The sequence below is a fragment of the Burkholderia sp. R-40 genome, assembly GCF_049942845.1.
GTDB classification, from domain to species: domain Bacteria; phylum Pseudomonadota; class Gammaproteobacteria; order Burkholderiales; family Burkholderiaceae; genus Burkholderia; species Burkholderia ambifaria.
Genome location: NZ_CP187967.1, coordinates 183,220 through 198,543, shown reverse-complemented (window position 1 = coordinate 198,543; position 15,324 = coordinate 183,220). Strand labels below are relative to the sequence as shown.

At 68.4% G+C, this 15,324-nt stretch carries 12 protein-coding genes, 1 tRNA gene and 2 riboswitches; of the genes, 9 read left to right on the top strand and 4 right to left on the bottom strand.

Annotated features, from left to right (window positions below; all coding sequences use genetic code 11):
- Positions 1-168: 168 nt before the first annotated feature.
- Positions 169-244, bottom strand: a tRNA-Arg gene (locus tag ACP26O_RS00855).
- Positions 245-496: 252 nt separating this feature from the next.
- Between ACP26O_RS00855 and ACP26O_RS00850 the strand changes: the two genes are divergently transcribed.
- Positions 497-1,405 (top strand): c-type cytochrome, encoded by a 909-nt coding sequence (locus tag ACP26O_RS00850; RefSeq protein ID WP_011655658.1) that lies wholly within the window; start codon positions 497-499, stop codon positions 1,403-1,405.
- An 89-nt stretch (positions 1,406-1,494) separates the two neighbouring features.
- Here the strand turns inward: ACP26O_RS00850 and ACP26O_RS00845 are convergent, their stop codons facing one another.
- Positions 1,495-3,582 (bottom strand): UvrD-helicase domain-containing protein, encoded by a 2,088-nt coding sequence (locus ACP26O_RS00845; protein WP_006751043.1) that lies wholly within the window; start codon positions 3,580-3,582, stop codon positions 1,495-1,497.
- A gap of 280 nt (positions 3,583-3,862) precedes the next feature.
- On the opposite strand from ACP26O_RS00845, the gene ACP26O_RS00840 reads away from it, so the two are divergent.
- The 8 genes from ACP26O_RS00840 (at position 3,863) to ACP26O_RS00805 (ending at position 14,312) form a co-directional block, all read left to right on the top strand.
- Entirely contained in the window at positions 3,863-4,585 is a 723-nt protein-coding gene (locus ACP26O_RS00840) for an SGNH/GDSL hydrolase family protein (protein ID WP_175665524.1), read from the top strand.
- 299 nt (positions 4,586-4,884) lie between these two features.
- Positions 4,885-5,937 (top strand): oxidoreductase, encoded by a 1,053-nt coding sequence (locus ACP26O_RS00835; protein WP_165750677.1) that lies wholly within the window; start codon positions 4,885-4,887, stop codon positions 5,935-5,937.
- A 225-nt stretch (positions 5,938-6,162) separates the two neighbouring features.
- Complete coding sequence (locus ACP26O_RS00830; RefSeq protein ID WP_175665525.1) at positions 6,163-6,531, top strand: hypothetical protein; 369 nt, start codon at positions 6,163-6,165, stop codon at positions 6,529-6,531.
- A 112-nt stretch (positions 6,532-6,643) separates the two neighbouring features.
- A riboswitch (glycine riboswitch) is annotated at positions 6,644-6,747 on the top strand.
- 32 nt (positions 6,748-6,779) lie between these two features.
- Positions 6,780-6,913, top strand: a riboswitch (glycine riboswitch).
- A gap of 84 nt (positions 6,914-6,997) precedes the next feature.
- Positions 6,998-8,116 carry a glycine cleavage system aminomethyltransferase GcvT gene (gcvT, locus tag ACP26O_RS00825; RefSeq protein ID WP_006754102.1) on the top strand — a complete coding sequence of 373 codons (1,119 nt, stop codon included), beginning with the start codon at positions 6,998-7,000 and terminating at the stop codon, positions 8,114-8,116.
- Between the two features lie 114 nt (positions 8,117-8,230).
- Complete coding sequence (gcvH, locus tag ACP26O_RS00820) at positions 8,231-8,611, top strand: glycine cleavage system protein GcvH (protein ID WP_105831295.1); 381 nt, start codon at positions 8,231-8,233, stop codon at positions 8,609-8,611.
- A gap of 65 nt (positions 8,612-8,676) precedes the next feature.
- Positions 8,677-11,604, top strand: coding sequence for an aminomethyl-transferring glycine dehydrogenase (gene gcvP, locus ACP26O_RS00815; protein ID WP_175665526.1), 2,928 nt, complete (start codon positions 8,677-8,679; stop codon positions 11,602-11,604).
- Between the two features lie 152 nt (positions 11,605-11,756).
- The gene (locus tag ACP26O_RS00810) at positions 11,757-12,893 is read left to right on the top strand and encodes an alginate lyase family protein (protein ID WP_175665527.1); all 1,137 of its coding nucleotides are present in this window, start codon (positions 11,757-11,759) and stop codon (positions 12,891-12,893) included.
- 30 nt (positions 12,894-12,923) lie between these two features.
- Positions 12,924-14,312 (top strand): L-serine ammonia-lyase, encoded by a 1,389-nt coding sequence (locus tag ACP26O_RS00805; protein WP_105831292.1) that lies wholly within the window; start codon positions 12,924-12,926, stop codon positions 14,310-14,312.
- Positions 14,313-14,355: 43 nt separating this feature from the next.
- On the opposite strand, the gene ACP26O_RS00800 is transcribed toward ACP26O_RS00805, so the two are convergent.
- Positions 14,356-14,640: a type II toxin-antitoxin system RelE/ParE family toxin gene (locus tag ACP26O_RS00800; protein WP_175665528.1), complete on the bottom strand. Its 285-nt coding sequence runs from the start codon at positions 14,638-14,640 to the stop codon at positions 14,356-14,358.
- The gene (locus tag ACP26O_RS00795) at positions 14,637-15,098 is read right to left on the bottom strand and encodes a hypothetical protein (protein ID WP_175665529.1); all 462 of its coding nucleotides are present in this window, start codon (positions 15,096-15,098) and stop codon (positions 14,637-14,639) included. Before ACP26O_RS00795 ends, ACP26O_RS00800 begins: the two co-directional genes overlap by 4 nt.
- Between the last annotated feature and the right edge of the window lie 226 nt (positions 15,099-15,324).

Genomic DNA, 15,324 nt, shown 5'->3' with positions numbered 1-15,324 from the left:
CGGCAGCGAACCGGCGCTGGAAACGACCGGCGGATGCCGAGATGCCACGGTGCCGACGAGACGACGCGACATCGGAAGCCACAGGGATTCGGCCGATTGCGCAATGCAACGCTTCAGCGAATTCGGGGAAAACGGATCGGGAAATTCGGTGCCTGGAATCAGGCCATTTGGCGCGCCCGGCTGGGATCGAACCAGCAACCCCTGCCTTCGGAGGGCAGTACTCTATCCATTGAGCTACGGGCGCGTGTGACAGTGAACCGACCCTGATAAACCGGCCGCCCACCATTGGCAAGACGGCAAGGATACCCGGTTTCCCATGACGCGTCCACCTTGCCCGCCCGAATCCCCACCCGGCTCCCTTTCGTGCGGGTAAACACGCGCCTTCGCACCGCTCGCCGTGATGTAAACGTTCCGTCTATAATCGTCCGTGCTTCATTGGACTGCCATTTGCCGTTGCACCGCGCTCACAATTCCTATTAATGGAGACGAGGCAAGCATGAGCGAAGCACCCCACGAATCTCCCGTCAAAACTCCCGGGCAGCTGATTGCCGTCATCATTGCGTCGTTCGCGATTCCGATCGCCGTGATCGTCCTGTTTGCCACCTATGCCAACCATGCGTTCCGTGCGGGCGCAGGCACGGACGCGCTCTCCGACGAACAGGTCGCCGCGCGCATCGCACCGATCGCGAAGGTCGACGTGAAGGACGCCAACGCGCCCCGCACGTACAAGACCGGCGAGGAAGTCTACAAGGCCGTGTGCGTGACCTGTCACGGCACGGGCGCCGCCGGCGCGCCGAAGGTCGGCAACAAGGACGACTGGGCGCCGCGCATCTCGCAGGGCTTCGACACGCTGCTGAAGACGGCGCTGTCCGGCAAGGGCGCGATGCCGCCGCGCGGCGGCACGAACCCCGACGACGTCAGCGACTATGAAATCGCCCGTGCGATCGTCTACATGGCGAACAACGACGGCGCGAACTTCCCCGAGCCGGCTGCCCCAGCCGCCAATGCGGCGCCGGCAGCCAGCGGCGCGGCGGGCGCGGCGGCCACGGCTGGCGCATCGGGCGCCGACGCATCCAACGCGCAAGCCGCCGCCGCAATGGCCGCGATCGCCGCGATTCCGAAGGCTGGCGAAAAGCCCGCGGCCGCACCGACCAGCGCCGACGCCGCATCGGCCGGCAAGGCGCTGTACACGCAGGTGTGCCAGGCGTGTCACGCGGCCGGCGTGCTCGGCGCGCCGAAGTTCGGTAACAAGGACGACTGGGCGCCGCGCCTGAAGGAGTCGATGGATACCGTCTACAACTACGCGCTGCACGGCAAGGGCGCGATGCCGCCGAAGGGCGGGTCGAACGCGTCCGATGCCGACGTGAAGGCGGCCGTCGACTACATGGTCAACGCGTCGAAATAACGCCTGCCGGCCAGAAAAAACCCCCGCGATGCACACGCATCGCGGGGGGTTTTGTTTTGCGGAGGCCGAAACGAAGGCCCGCGCGCATATCACTTCTGCAACAACGCCTTCAGGCTCGCGAGCCGGTCCTTCGGCGTCATCGGCGCTTCTTCCGGCGTCGGCGGCGGCGCTTCGTCGAGCCCCATCTCGGGGATGAAGCGCGACGGCTCGCACACGACCGTCTCGCGCGCCCGCTTGCGCTTCTTGCACCAGTTCAGATGCAGACTGCGCTGCGCGCGCGTGATCGCGACGTACATCAGCCGGCGCTCCTCCTCGATCCGCTCGCTGTCGATCGGGCCGTCGTCCTCGCTGCCGCCGCGGTGCGGCATGATGCCTTCCTCGACGCCGACCAGGAACACGTGCGGATACTCGAGGCCCTTCGATGCATGGACGGTCGACAGCCGCACGGCGTCCGGATCCTCGTCCTTGCCTTCCAGCATCGACATCAGCGCGACGGTCTGGATCAGGCCGAGCAGGTTCTTGCCGGTATCGGCGAGCCCGTCCGCGTTGTGGAACCCTTCCGCCTCGCCGTCGACGGCTTCCGTCTCGGGCTTCGTGCCCTTGCGCTTCAGCCACTCGAGGAATTCGAGCACGTTCTGCCACTTCGACTGGGCCTGCCGCTCGTCAAACGCGTCGTACAGGTAGGCCTCGTAGTGGATGGCCTCCATCATGTCGTCGAGCACGACGGTCGCGGGCTCCTTGTCCGCGCGATCCGTCAGGCGCTGGATGAAGTCGCAGAACATCCGCAGCGGCTCGACCTGCCGCGCGGACAGCCGCGCCTCGATCCCGCCCATGTACACGGCCTCGAACAGCGACACCTTGGCCTGGCCGGCGAACGAGCCGAGCGCCTCGAGCGTCGTGTTGCCGATCCCGCGGCGCGGCGTCGTGACCGCGCGGATGAACGCGGGATCGTCGTCGGCGTTGGCGATGAGGCGCAGGTACGCGCACAGATCCTTGATCTCGGCCTTGTCGAAGAACGACTGGCCGCCCGACAGCACGTACGGGATCCGTTCGCGCCGCAACACCTGCTCGAAGATCCGCGCCTGGAAGTTGCCGCGATACAGGATCGCGTAGTCGCGGAACTGCGCGCGCCGCTCGAACTTGTGCGCGGACAGCCGGAACACGACCGATTCGGCTTCGTGTTCCTCGTCGTTGCACGGCGTGACGGTGATCGAGTCGCCCATCCCGTGCTCGGACCACAGCTTCTTCTCGAACAGCTTCGGGTTGTTGGCGATCACGTTGTTCGCGGCGGTCAGGATCCGCACGGTCGACCGGTAGTTCTGCTCGAGCTTGATCACGTGCAGCTTCGGGAAATCCTTGCCGAGCTGCGCGAGGTTTTCGAGCGTCGCGCCGCGCCAGCCGTAGATCGCCTGGTCGTCGTCGCCCACCGCCGTGAACGCGGCGCGCGGGCCGGCGAGCTGCTTCAGCAGCTCGTACTGGCACGCGTTGGTGTCCTGGTATTCGTCGATCAGCAGATAGCGCAGCTTGTTCTGCCAGCGGTCGCGCACCTGTTCGTTCTTCGCGAACAGCTCGGCCGGCAGGCGGATCAGGTCGTCGAAGTCGACCGCCTGGTACGCATGCAGCGTCGCGACGTAGTTGCGGTAGACCAGCGCCGCCTGGTGCTCGTCCTCGTTGGCCGCGATCGTCATCGCCTCGTCGGGCATGATCAGGCCGTTCTTCCACAGCGAAATGGTGCTCTGGATCTTGCGGATCAGGCCCTTGTCGGTGGTGCCGATCTGCTCCTGGATCATCCCGAAGCAGTCGTCCGAATCCATGATCGAAAACTGCGGCTTCAGGCCGACGTGCTCGGCCTCCTGACGCAGGATCTGCACGCCGAGCGAGTGGAACGTGCACACGGTGAGCTGATTGACGGGAACCTTGCGGCCTTCCTTGCCGGGCGTGGTGAGCGTCTTGCCCTCCAGCAGCTTCGACACGCGCTCGCGCATTTCGGCGGCGGCCTTGTTCGTGAACGTGACGGCCGCGATGTGGCGCGGCTCGAAGCCTTTCGCTTCGATCAGGTGCGCGATCTTCTGCGTGATCACGCGGGTCTTGCCGCTGCCCGCGCCGGCGAGCACGAGGCAGGGACCGTCGAGGTAGCGCACCGCTTCGTTCTGAGCGGGGTTGAGGCCTGCGGACATGATGGCGGATGATGTTGCGGTTGACGGCGGAACGCCGGGAGGATGCCGCGCGCGGCAGGCCTGGAATGCAGGCGGACACACGGGCAGGACGCGCATGTTAACACGTCGGCGGCGCACTTTTCGGGAACCCCGCCGGATGGGGGCCGCGCAGGCAGGCTGCCGTTTTCGTCCGCTGTCCGATCGGCTAATCCGGCCCCATCGGCGGCCCGATCGGCCACAATGGACGCACGTCGGCGCGGCCCCGCGCTGCGCCCGCCAGCATCGTTACCGGATCGATTTCATGGGATACCCGTTCGCCACCGCCGCCCTCGGCCCGCTACTGTTCCTCCAGGGGCGCCACGTGCGCCGTGTCACGCCGCGGCTGCCCGAGGCGGCCGGCCCGCGCGACGGCGTGGCCGGCGACGGCCCACCGCTGCGCGTGCTGGTGGTCGGCGACTCGGCCGCCGCGGGCGTGGGCGTCGCCTCACAGCACGACGCGCTGTCCGGGCAGTTGGCGCGCACGCTCGCGGCCACCCACCGGGTCGGCTGGAAGCTGCTCGCGCGCACCGGCCTGACCACGTGCGAGCTCGTCGACTGGCTCGCGACCGAGCCGGCCGAGCCGTTCGACGTGGCCGTGACCTCGCTCGGCGTCAACGACGTGACGGGCGGTGTGCCGCCGGCCCGCTGGCAGGCGCAGCAGGCCGAGCTCGTGCGGCTGCTCGCCGCGCGCTTCCAGGTCGGGCACGTGATCCTGTCGGCGGTGCCGCCGATGGAGCGCTTTCCGGCGTTGCCGCAGCCGCTCGCGTGGTATCTCGGGCTGCGCGCGAAGCGGCTCAATGCCGCGCTCGCCGACTGGGCAGCGACCCAGCCGAACTGCACGTTCCTGCGCGTCGCGCTGCCGCTCGAACGCCACCTGATGGCCGCCGACGGCTTTCATCCGGGCGCGGTGGCCTGCGCCGCGTGGGCCGCGCAAGTGGCCGACGCACTTGCGCGGCAGCGGGCGCCGGATCTCGCGGCACGTTGACGGCCTGCCGGCCGGCGCTCCCATGCCGCCACCACGCGGCGGCAGCGCGCGCCGGATCTCGCGATACGGTGACGGCCTGGCGGCGGCGACCCCATGCCGCCCGCGGCACGACCAACCGCGCGCCAGTACCCTTCGAGCGCCGCGCCAAACGCCAGCCACAACCGCGCATTCGCCGCCGCCTGCCGCGCGTTTTGCCGAAGGCCTCGATGCGTGCCGCCGGGCCATGCCAAAATAGCCGGTCATCCACGCGCCTTCCACGGCGCGCCATCCTTTCGTTTCGTACGCAGCCAGGGATTGCCATGTCGTCATTGCTCAGGATTGGTTTGATGGGTTTCGGTTTCGCCGGCGCGACGTTCCACGCGCCCGTGATCGCCGCGAGCGGCCGCACCGAGGTCGCCGCGATCGCGACGGGGCAGCCCGATCGCGCACGCGCCGCGTATCCGGGCGCGCGCATCGTCCCCGATCTCGATACGCTGCTCGGCCTCGACGATATCGACTGCGTGGTGATCGCCACGCCGAACGACACGCACTTCACGCTCGCGCGCCAGGTGCTCGAAGCCGGCCGGCACGTCGTCGTCGACAAGCCGGTCACGCTCACGGCCGACGAGGCGCTCGCGCTCGCGCGGCTCGCGAACGCGCGCAGCCGCCTGTTCGCGCCGTTCCACAACCGCCGCTGGGACGGCGACTTCCTCACCGTGCGCCGCATCGTCGAATCCGGCGAACTCGGCCGGCTGACGTATTTCGCGTCGCACTTCGACCGTTTCCGGCCGACCCCGCGCACGCGCTGGCGCGAGGAGCCCGCACGCGGCGGCGGCCTGCTGCTCGACCTCGGCCCGCACCTGATCGACCAGGCGCTCGCGCTGTTCGGGCTGCCGGACACGGTCAGCGCGACGGTCAAGACGCGCCGCGACAACGGCACGGCACCCGATTTCGTGCACCTGCTGCTCGGCTATCCGGACAAGGACGTCGCGCTGCACGCGAGCGCGCTGTCGGCGATCGAGCCCGCGCGCTTCACGCTGCACGGCACGTGCGGCAGCTACCAGAAGTTCGGGCTCGATACGCAGGAAGACCAGTTGAAGGCAGGCCTCACGCCCGATCACGTCGAGTTCGGCGGCGGCAACCCGCCCGGCGTGCTGCGCACGCTCGAAGGCGAGGTCGAGGTCGAGCGGCCGGTGCCGACGCTCGACGGCCAGTATGCGGAGTTCTATCGCGCGCTCGCCGCGTCGGTCCACGACGGCGCACCGTTCCCGGTCACGCCGCAGGACGCGGTCGACGTGATGACGATCATTGAGCTTGCCGCGCAGAGCGAGCACGAAGGCCGTCGGGTACCATTCGTGCGCCGCATCGTGTGACGGCCACCGGCCGGGTCGGTGCCGACCCGGCCACAAAGCCGCCATCCCGCGGCAATCCGCGCCATTGCGCGCCGCCCCGCACGCCGGCGGCGGCCATGCGTCAGCCCCACGGCGCCCTGCCCCGAACATTCCGTTACAAATGGTGCGGGAACGAAAGTCAGCGGTCGCCCGGTCTGACGCGTTTCTCAAAAAGTCGATCCGACTCCAAACCGTCAGGAGAATGTGATGCAACGGTTGATTCGCGCAGCGGCATGCTGCGTCCTGGTTTCCTCGCTCGCCGCGTGTGTCGTGCAGCCGCAGCGGCCGGTCCGGCAGGCGCCGCCGCCTCCCCCGCGACCGAATCCGCAGGTCATCGCGAATGACCGCATGCAGGAGGTCCAGGGCCGGATCGACAACCTGCACCGCCGGATCGACACGCGCGTCAACGGCGGCTACTACCCGCCGCCGTACGGCGCGCAGCTGCACCACCGTCTCGACGTGATCCGCCAGGAAGCGAACGACATGTCGACCCAGCACAACGGCGGCCTGTCCGGTGACGAGCAGCGCGTGCTGAACCAGGAACTCGACACGGCCGCACGCGCGATCGGCGAGTGACGCCGGCGCCCGCCGGCCCCGGCAAAAGCGGCGGCGCCCGACGTCGCCGCTTGTCGCGAAGCGACATTCTTTTGCTCAAATTGACAACGCCCACCCGCTCGCGTACAGTCGCCCGCACGCGTCGGGAGAGCGTGTGACCGCGTAGCTAGGAACGCCGGTCGCGCCGCCGAAGGGGCACACCCGCAAACTCTCAGGCAAAAGGACCGACCGCGTCGGGGAATCCCGTCCGCGCATTGCGCGGGCCGCACTCCCCGCACTCTGGAGAGCGGCAGTAGCCCGTTGCGCCCATGCGGCGCGGGCAAGCTGCCCACCGAAGGGGCGCGCGTTCGCAGGCTCACGGCCGCAGCGCAATCTCTCAGGTATCGAGGACAGAGGGGCATGTACCGGATCGCTCGCAGGCACACGGCCGCGGCGGTCGGCACATGGCCGTTCTGACCCGCGCGCAAGCGCCTTGCCTGAGGCCTCGATGACTGCACTGAATCACACCCCGCTCAACGCCGCGCATCGCGCGCTCAATGCCCGCATGGTCGACTTCGGCGGCTGGGACATGCCCGTCAACTACGGCTCGCAGATCGAAGAACACGAAGCCGTGCGCACCGACGCCGGCATGTTCGACGTGTCGCACATGTGCGTCGTCGATTTCACCGGCAGCCGCGTGCGCGCGTTCTTCGAGCACGCGATCGCGAACAACGTCGGCAAGCTCAAGACCCCCGGCAAGGCGCTCTACTCGTGCCTGCTCAATCCGCAGGGCGGCGTCATCGACGACCTGATCGTCTATTACTTCACCGAAGACTTCTTCCGCGTCGTCGTCAACGCCGGCACGGCCGAGAAGGACATCGCGTGGTTCAACCAGCTCAACGAACAAGGCGGCTACGGCCTGACCATCGCGCCGCGCCGCGATTTCGCGATCGTCGCCGTGCAGGGCCCGAACGCCCGTGAGAAGGTCTGGACGACGGTGCCCGCCGCGCGCGCCGCCACCAGCGAACTGAAGCCGTTCAACGCCGCGCGCGTCGCCGGCACGCCGTTCGGCGAGCTCACCGTCGCGCGCACCGGCTACACCGGCGAAGACGGCTTCGAAGTGATCGTCCCGGCCGTGCACGTCGAAGCGCTGTGGACCGCGCTGCAGCAAAACGGCGTGCGCCCGTGCGGGCTCGGCGCGCGCGACACGCTGCGCCTCGAGGCCGGCATGAACCTGTACGGCCAGGACATGGACGAGACCGTGTCCCCGCTCGACGCGGGCCTCGCATGGACGGTCGACCTGTCGGCACCGCGCGACTTCGTCGGCCGCGCCGCGCTCGAGCGCGACGGCACGCGCGCCGCGTTCGTCGGGCTGATCCTGCAAAAGGAAAACGGCAAGGCGGGCGGCGTGCTGCGCGCGCACCAGAAGGTCGTCACGCCGCACGGCGAAGGCGAGATCACGAGCGGCACGTTCTCGCCGTCGATGCAGGAATCGATCGCGTTCGCACGCGTGCCAGCGGCCGTCCACGTCGGCGACACCATACATGTGCAGATTCGAGACAAGCAACTTCCCGCGCGCGTGGTAAAACTGCCGTTCGTGCGCAACGGCAAGGTCCTCGCTGCGTAACGACCGGGGGGCCACCTCCCGGCAAGCCGGGAAATGGCGCCCGGCGCAACCCCATCCGGCGCGCCCCGGCGGCGCGCCAGCATAACGAACATACCTTTTATCCAGGAGCATCCGATGAGCAACGTCCCGGCCGATCTGAAGTACACCGACGAACACGAGTGGATCCGCACCGAAGCCGACGGCACGCTGACGGTCGGCATCACCGATCACGCGCAGAGCACGCTCGGCGACATCGTCTTCCTCGAGCTGCCGGCAGTCGGCAAATCGGTGAGCGCAGGCGACGCAGTCGGCGTCGTCGAATCGGTGAAGGCGGCATCCGACATCTACTCGCCGGTGTCCGGCGAGATCATCGCCATCAACGAAGAAGCCGCCGACTCGCCGGAAGAAGTGAACAGCGACGCATACGCCGTGTGGCTCTTCAAGATCAAGCTCGCGGACGGCGCATCGACCGACAAGCTGATCGACGCCGACGCATACGGCAAGCTGATCGACTAATTTTCCTTACCCGAACCGCGCGCGGCCGGCCAGCCAGCCGGCCCGCGCGGGACCAGAGTCACGCCATGAAGCTCGAACACCCGGACCGTCTGATGAACCGCACGCCCCTCTCGCTCGCCGCGCTCGAAACGCACGACGCGTTCGCAGAACGCCACATCGGCCCCGATGCCGCCAGCCAGCAGGCCATGCTCGACACGCTCGGCTTCGCGTCGCGCGCCGCCCTGATCGACGCCGTGATCCCGGCCTCGATCCGCCGCGCCGAAACGCTGCCGCTCGGCCCGTTCGCGCAACCGAAGAGCGAGGCCGAAGCCCTCGCCGCGCTGCGTGCCCTCGCGGACAAGAACCAGGTGTTCCGCTCGTATATCGGCCAGGGTTATCACGACACGCACACGCCGGCCGTGATCCTGCGCAACGTGCTCGAAAACCCGGCGTGGTACACGGCCTACACGCCGTACCAGCCCGAAATTTCCCAGGGTCGCCTCGAGGCGCTCCTGAACTTCCAGCAGATGGTCGCCGACCTCACGGGCCTCGCGATCTCGAACGCATCGCTGCTGGATGAAGCCACCGCCGCGGCCGAAGCGATGACGCTGCTGCAGCGCACCGGCAAGCCGGCGTCGAACGTGTTCTACGTCGCCGACGACGTGCTGCCGCAGACGCTCGAAGTGATCCGCACGCGCGCGCTGCCGGTCGGCATCGAAGTGAAGACGGGCCCGGCGGCCGACGCCGCGCAGGCCAACGCGTTCGGCGTGTTGCTGCAATATCCGGGCGTCAACGGCGACGTGCGCGACTACCGCGCGCTCACCGAAGCGATCCACGCGGCGGGCGGCCATGTCGTCGTCGCGGCCGACCTGCTCGCGCTGACCGTGCTGACGCCGCCCGGCGAATGGGGCGCGGACGTCGCCGTCGGCAACACGCAGCGCTTTGGCGTGCCGATGGGCTTCGGCGGCCCGCACGCCGCGTATCTCGCGGTGCGCGACGAATTCAAGCGCCAGATGCCGGGCCGCCTCGTCGGCGTGACCGTCGACGCGCAGGGCAAGCCCGCGCTGCGCCTCGCGCTGCAGACGCGCGAACAGCACATCCGCCGCGAGAAGGCGACGTCGAACGTGTGTACCGCGCAAGCGCTGCTCGCGATCATGGCGAGCATGTACGCGGTCTACCACGGCCCGCACGGCCTGAAGACGATCGCGCTGCGCGTGAACCGCATCGCGGCGCTGTTCGCCGCCGGCGTGAAGCAGCTCGGCTTCGCGCCCATCAACGACACGTTCTTCGACACGCTGACGATCGACACCGGCGCGCGCACCGCGCAGGTCCACGAATTCGCGAAGGCCCGCCGCATCAACCTGCGCCGCGTGAGCGACACGCAAGTCGGCGTGTCGATCGATGAAACGACGACCCGCGACGACCTCGCCGATCTCCTCGCCGTGTTCGCGCAGGCCGCGGGCGGCACCGCGCCGTCCGTCGACGCGCTGGACGCGGGCCTCGCCGGCGTCGCCGCGCTGCCGGCCGGCCTCGAGCGCACGAGCGCGTACCTGACGCACCACGTGTTCAACCGTCACCATTCCGAGACCGAAATGCTGCGCTACCTGCGCGGCCTGTCGGACAAGGATCTCGCGCTCGACCGCTCGATGATCCCGCTCGGCTCGTGCACGATGAAGCTGAATGCGACGTCGGAAATGCTGCCGGTCACGTGGCCCGAGTTCGGCAGGATCCACCCGTTCGCGCCGGCCGAGCAGACCGTCGGCTACCGCGAGATGATCGACCAGCTCGAGCAGATGCTCGTCGCGGCCACCGGCTACGCGGCCGTGTCGCTGCAGCCGAACGCCGGCTCGCAGGGCGAATACGCGGGCCTGCTGATCATCCACGCCTACCACGCATCGCGCGGCGAAGCGCATCGCGACGTGTGCCTGATCCCGGCTTCCGCGCACGGCACGAACCCGGCCTCCGCACACATGGCCGGCATGAAGGTCGTGGTCGTCGCGTGCGACGCGCAGGGCAACGTCGACATCGCCGATCTCAAGGCGAAGGCCGAGCAGCACGCGAACGACCTCGCGGCGATCATGATCACGTATCCGTCGACGCACGGCGTGTTCGAGCAGAACGTGCGCGAGATCTGCGAGATCGTCCATGCGCACGGCGGCCAGGTGTACGTCGACGGCGCGAACATGAACGCGATGGTCGGCCTGACCGCGCCGGGCCAGTTCGGCGGCGACGTGTCGCACCTGAACCTGCACAAGACCTTCTGCATCCCGCACGGCGGTGGCGGCCCGGGCGTCGGCCCGGTCGCGGTCGGCGCGCACCTCGCGAAGTTCCTGCCGAACCAGCGTTCGACCGGCTACACGCGCGAAGAAGACGGCATCGGCGCGGTGTCGGCCGCGCCGTACGGCTCGGCTTCGATCCTGCCGATCTCGTGGATGTACATCGCGATGATGGGCGCGAAGAACCTGACCGCCGCCACCGAGATCGCGATCCTCAACGCGAACTACATCGCGAAGCGCCTCGCGCCGCACTACCCGGTGCTGTATTCGGGCCCGGGCGGGCTGGTCGCGCACGAGTGCATTCTCGACCTGCGCCCGATCAAGGAAACGAGCGGCATCAGCGTCGACGACGTCGCCAAGCGCCTGATGGACTACGGCTTCCACGCGCCGACGATGAGCTTCCCGGTGCCGGGCACGCTGATGGTCGAGCCGACCGAATCGGAATCGCAGGAAGAACTCGACCGCTTCATCGCCGCGATGATCGCGATCCGCGAGGAAATCCGCGCGGTCGAGGAAGGCCGCGCCGATCGCGAGGACAACCCGCTGCGTCACGCACCGCATACGGCCGCCGTCGTCACCGCGAACGAGTGGCCGCACGCGTACTCGCGCGAGCAGGCCGCGTACCCGGTCGCATCGCTCGGCACGAACAAGTACTGGCCGCCGGTCGGCCGTGCGGACAACGCTTACGGCGACCGCAACCTGTTCTGCTCGTGCGTGCCGATGTCGGACTACGCATAACGCCTGCCGCGCGCCGGAGTCCGATCGTGACCACACCGCACGCAACCATCGGTTGCGTGCGGTTTTTGCGTTCGTCGCCCGGCCAATCGATTCACGCTCGCCCGCCAATCCGGCTAACATCACACGCGATCCAGCCAATCAAGGAGTTCCGCATGGTGCGTCCGATGTTTCCGGGCCAGGGTGCAACGCAGGAGCGGCCGCGCACGCGCCGCTTCGTGCCGCTGCTCGTCGCGTCGTTGTCGTTCGTCACCGTCGGCCTCGGCACGGCCGGCAGCGCGCATGCAGCGATGAATTTCTGCGCGGCGCCCGCGTTGCAGGCGAGCGAGACGATCCAGGCCGAGCCGGGTGTGCAGGCGCTGATCCGCAGCGTCGACGCGCGCATCGGCGAGCAGCCGAAGGCGATGCCGCGCGTGCACACCGAGGGCACGCTGCCGCACGAGGGCATCTACGACCAGAGCGCCGACGCGCTGAAGGACATGGAGCTGATGCGCGACGCCGCGCTCGCGTGGCGCGTGACGAATGCGCCACGCTACCTGCAGCTCGTCGACCGCTTCCTGTCCGCGTGGGTGTCGACCTACCAGCCGAGCTTCAACCCGATCGACGAGACGCGCTTCGACAGCCTGATCGTCGCGTACGACATGACGGCGAGCGCGCTGCCGGTCAAGACGCGCAACGCCACCGCGGCGTTCATCGCGAAGCTGGGCGCCGGTTATGTCGCGCAGATCGACGCGCAGAAGCGCCCGCTCACCGGCACATGGCGCAACAACTGGCAGAGCCACCGGATCAAGCTGATCGCGCTGTCCGCGTTCACGCTCGGCGATCGCAAGATGATGAACGCCGCGCAGCGGCTGTTCGTCGAGCATCTCGCCGACAACATCGGCCCGGACGGCAAGACCTGGGATTTCGACGAACGCGATGCGCTGCATTACGCGGTGTACGACCTGCAGCCGCTGGTGACGGCCGCGCTCGCCGCGCGCCGCTTCAACCGCAACTGGCTGCGCGAGCGCGGCGCGAACGGCGCGTCGCTCGCGGCCGCGCTCGACTGGCTCGTGCCGTACGCGCTCGGCGAGAAGACCCACGAGGAATTCGTGAATTCGCCGGTGCCGTTCGATGCGAAGCGCCGCGAAGCCGGCTTGCCGGGCTACACGGGGCAGTGGGACCCGAAAAATGCCACCGAACTCTTTCATCTGGCCGCGCGGCTCGACGGGCGCTATGCCCGTGTCGCGCGGCAGTTATCCGTCATGCCGCCCGCATGGCTGGCCGCGTGCCTGCCATTGCAGGCGCGCTAGCATCATTCTCAAAGCAAGGCAGATATCAAAATGGCAGTCAGCGTGTTTGACCTCTTCAAGATCGGCATCGGCCCGTCCAGTTCGCATACGGTCGGACCGATGCGCGCGGCGCTGATGTTCGTCCAGGGCCTCGAGCGCGACGGGCTGCTCGACGCGACGGCCACCGTGAAGGTCGAGCTGTACGGCTCGCTCGGCGCGACCGGCAAGGGCCACGGCACCGACCGCGGCGTGATGCTCGGCCTGCTCGGCGACGCGCCCGACACCGTCGATCCCGACACGATCGACGCGCGGCTCGACGACGTCCGCAAGTCGAAGCAGCTCGCGCTGCTCGGCACGCATCCGGTGCCGTTCGTGCTGAAGGAGCACATCGCGTTCTACCGGCAGGCGCTCCCCGAGCATCCGAACGGGATGAAGCTGCGCGCGTCCGATGCGAACGGCGACGTGCTGGTCGAGCGCACCTATCTGTCGGTCGGCGGCGGCTTCGTCGTGACGGCCGGCGCGCCGAACACGAAGGTGCTGAGCGCGGCCGAGCAGATGACGCACCCGTTCCGCACCGGCGCCGAGCTGCTCGCGCTGACCGAGGCGACCGGCAAGTCGATCGCGCGGCTGATGTGGGAAAACGAGCGCGCGTGGCACACCGAGGAAGAGACGCGCGACGGGCTGCTGAAGATCTGGGCCGTGATGCAGTCGTGCGTGTCGCGCGGCTGCGGGATCGGCAACCCGGACGCCGACGGCAACCTGCCCGGCCCGTTCCAGGTGAAGCGCCGCGCGCCGCAGCTGTATCGCACGCTGACCGGCAACCCCGAACAGGCGCTGCAGGATCCGCTGTCGATGATCGACTGGATCAACCTGTATGCGATCGCCGTCAACGAGGAAAACGCGGCCGGCGGCCGCGTCGTCACCGCGCCGACCAACGGCGCGGCCGGCATCATTCCGGCCGTGCTGCACTACTACACGCGCTTCACGCCGGGCGCGAACGAACAGGGCGTGATCGACTTCCTGCTGACGGCCGCGGCGATCGGCATTCTTTACAAGCTGAACGCGTCGATTTCGGGCGCGGAAGTGGGCTGCCAGGGCGAAGTGGGCGTCGCGTGCTCGATGGCGGCCGGCGCGCTCGCGGCCGTGCTCGGCGGCACGCCGCGCCAGGTCGAGAACGCGGCCGAGATCGGGATGGAGCACAACCTCGGCCTCACCTGCGACCCGGTCGGCGGGATGGTGCAGATCCCGTGCATCGAGCGCAACGCGATGGCGTCGGTGAAGGCCGTCAACGCGGCGCGCATGGCGCTGCGCGGCGACGGCTCGCACTACGTGTCGCTCGACTCGGTGATCAAGACGATGCGCGAGACGGGCGCCGACATGAAGACGAAGTACAAGGAAACCTCGCGGGGCGGCCTGGCGGTGAATATCGTCGAGTGTTGATGCGGGGTCGGACGGTAATGCGGGGCGGATCGATGCCCCTGCGTCACGGCCACTGCCGTCGCGCATGCAACACCCGGAGGACCTCCACGATCCGGTCAACTGGTCGGATGCGATACACGAGCACATAGTTGGGCGCGACCACCAGCTCGCGCGTGCCCGCCACCCGCCCTTGCCGATACAACTCGGCATGGGCCGGCAACGACCGTGCCCTTTCTTCCAGCAGTTCGTCGAGTTCGAGCGCAGCCAGCGGGTCGTCCTCGCCGATGTAGTCCATGATCGCGGCGCGATCCTCGTACGCCTTCGGATTCCAGTACAGCGCAAGGGTCAAGAAGCATCCCCTCGCCTGCCCGCGAGCCGCTCACGCAGCGCCGCACGGCGCGACGCGAAGTCGGCGCTGACCTCGGCGTCGGCAATCGGCGCCCGCGGATCGTCCAGCGCCTGCTGCACCTGCTCGCGAATCCAGCGATCGTGGGCCGCTGCCTCGTGCGCCGCCTTCAACGCGGCTGCGCGATCAGGCCGGGTCGCCCGGCCGGCCGCAGCCGGGTCGAATGTCGACGCGTCCACATCGAACCGGGTGATGCCGATGTCGCGTAGAAATCCGACCAGCGTTTCGAAACGGCGAAACACCCGCACGTCGCCGCGCTTGGCCGACAGGAAACGGTCGTGCGCGCCGCACCGGGCCGAGAGCGCCCAGCCGTTGCCACAGCCGACCACGCGGGCCGCGCGTACGGCACCGGCTTCGACCAGTTCCGTCAGCGTCTTTTGATCGATCGTTTCGGTTGCCATGTGATCCTCGATGCGGTTTATCCATCCGTTCGCTGAATTTTACTATTGAATGGCATCCCACTTTATTGTTGATTGGGATACGCCATTTCCGAATCGACACAGATTCCGACCCAACATCCATAGCGATACTTTTCACCGCCCAGGGCGTAGGCACAAGCCGGCCGTTCGGCCAGCCGAAACCCCGGCGCGCGTTCCGAAGCGCCCGGCGATCCGACACTTTTCAGCG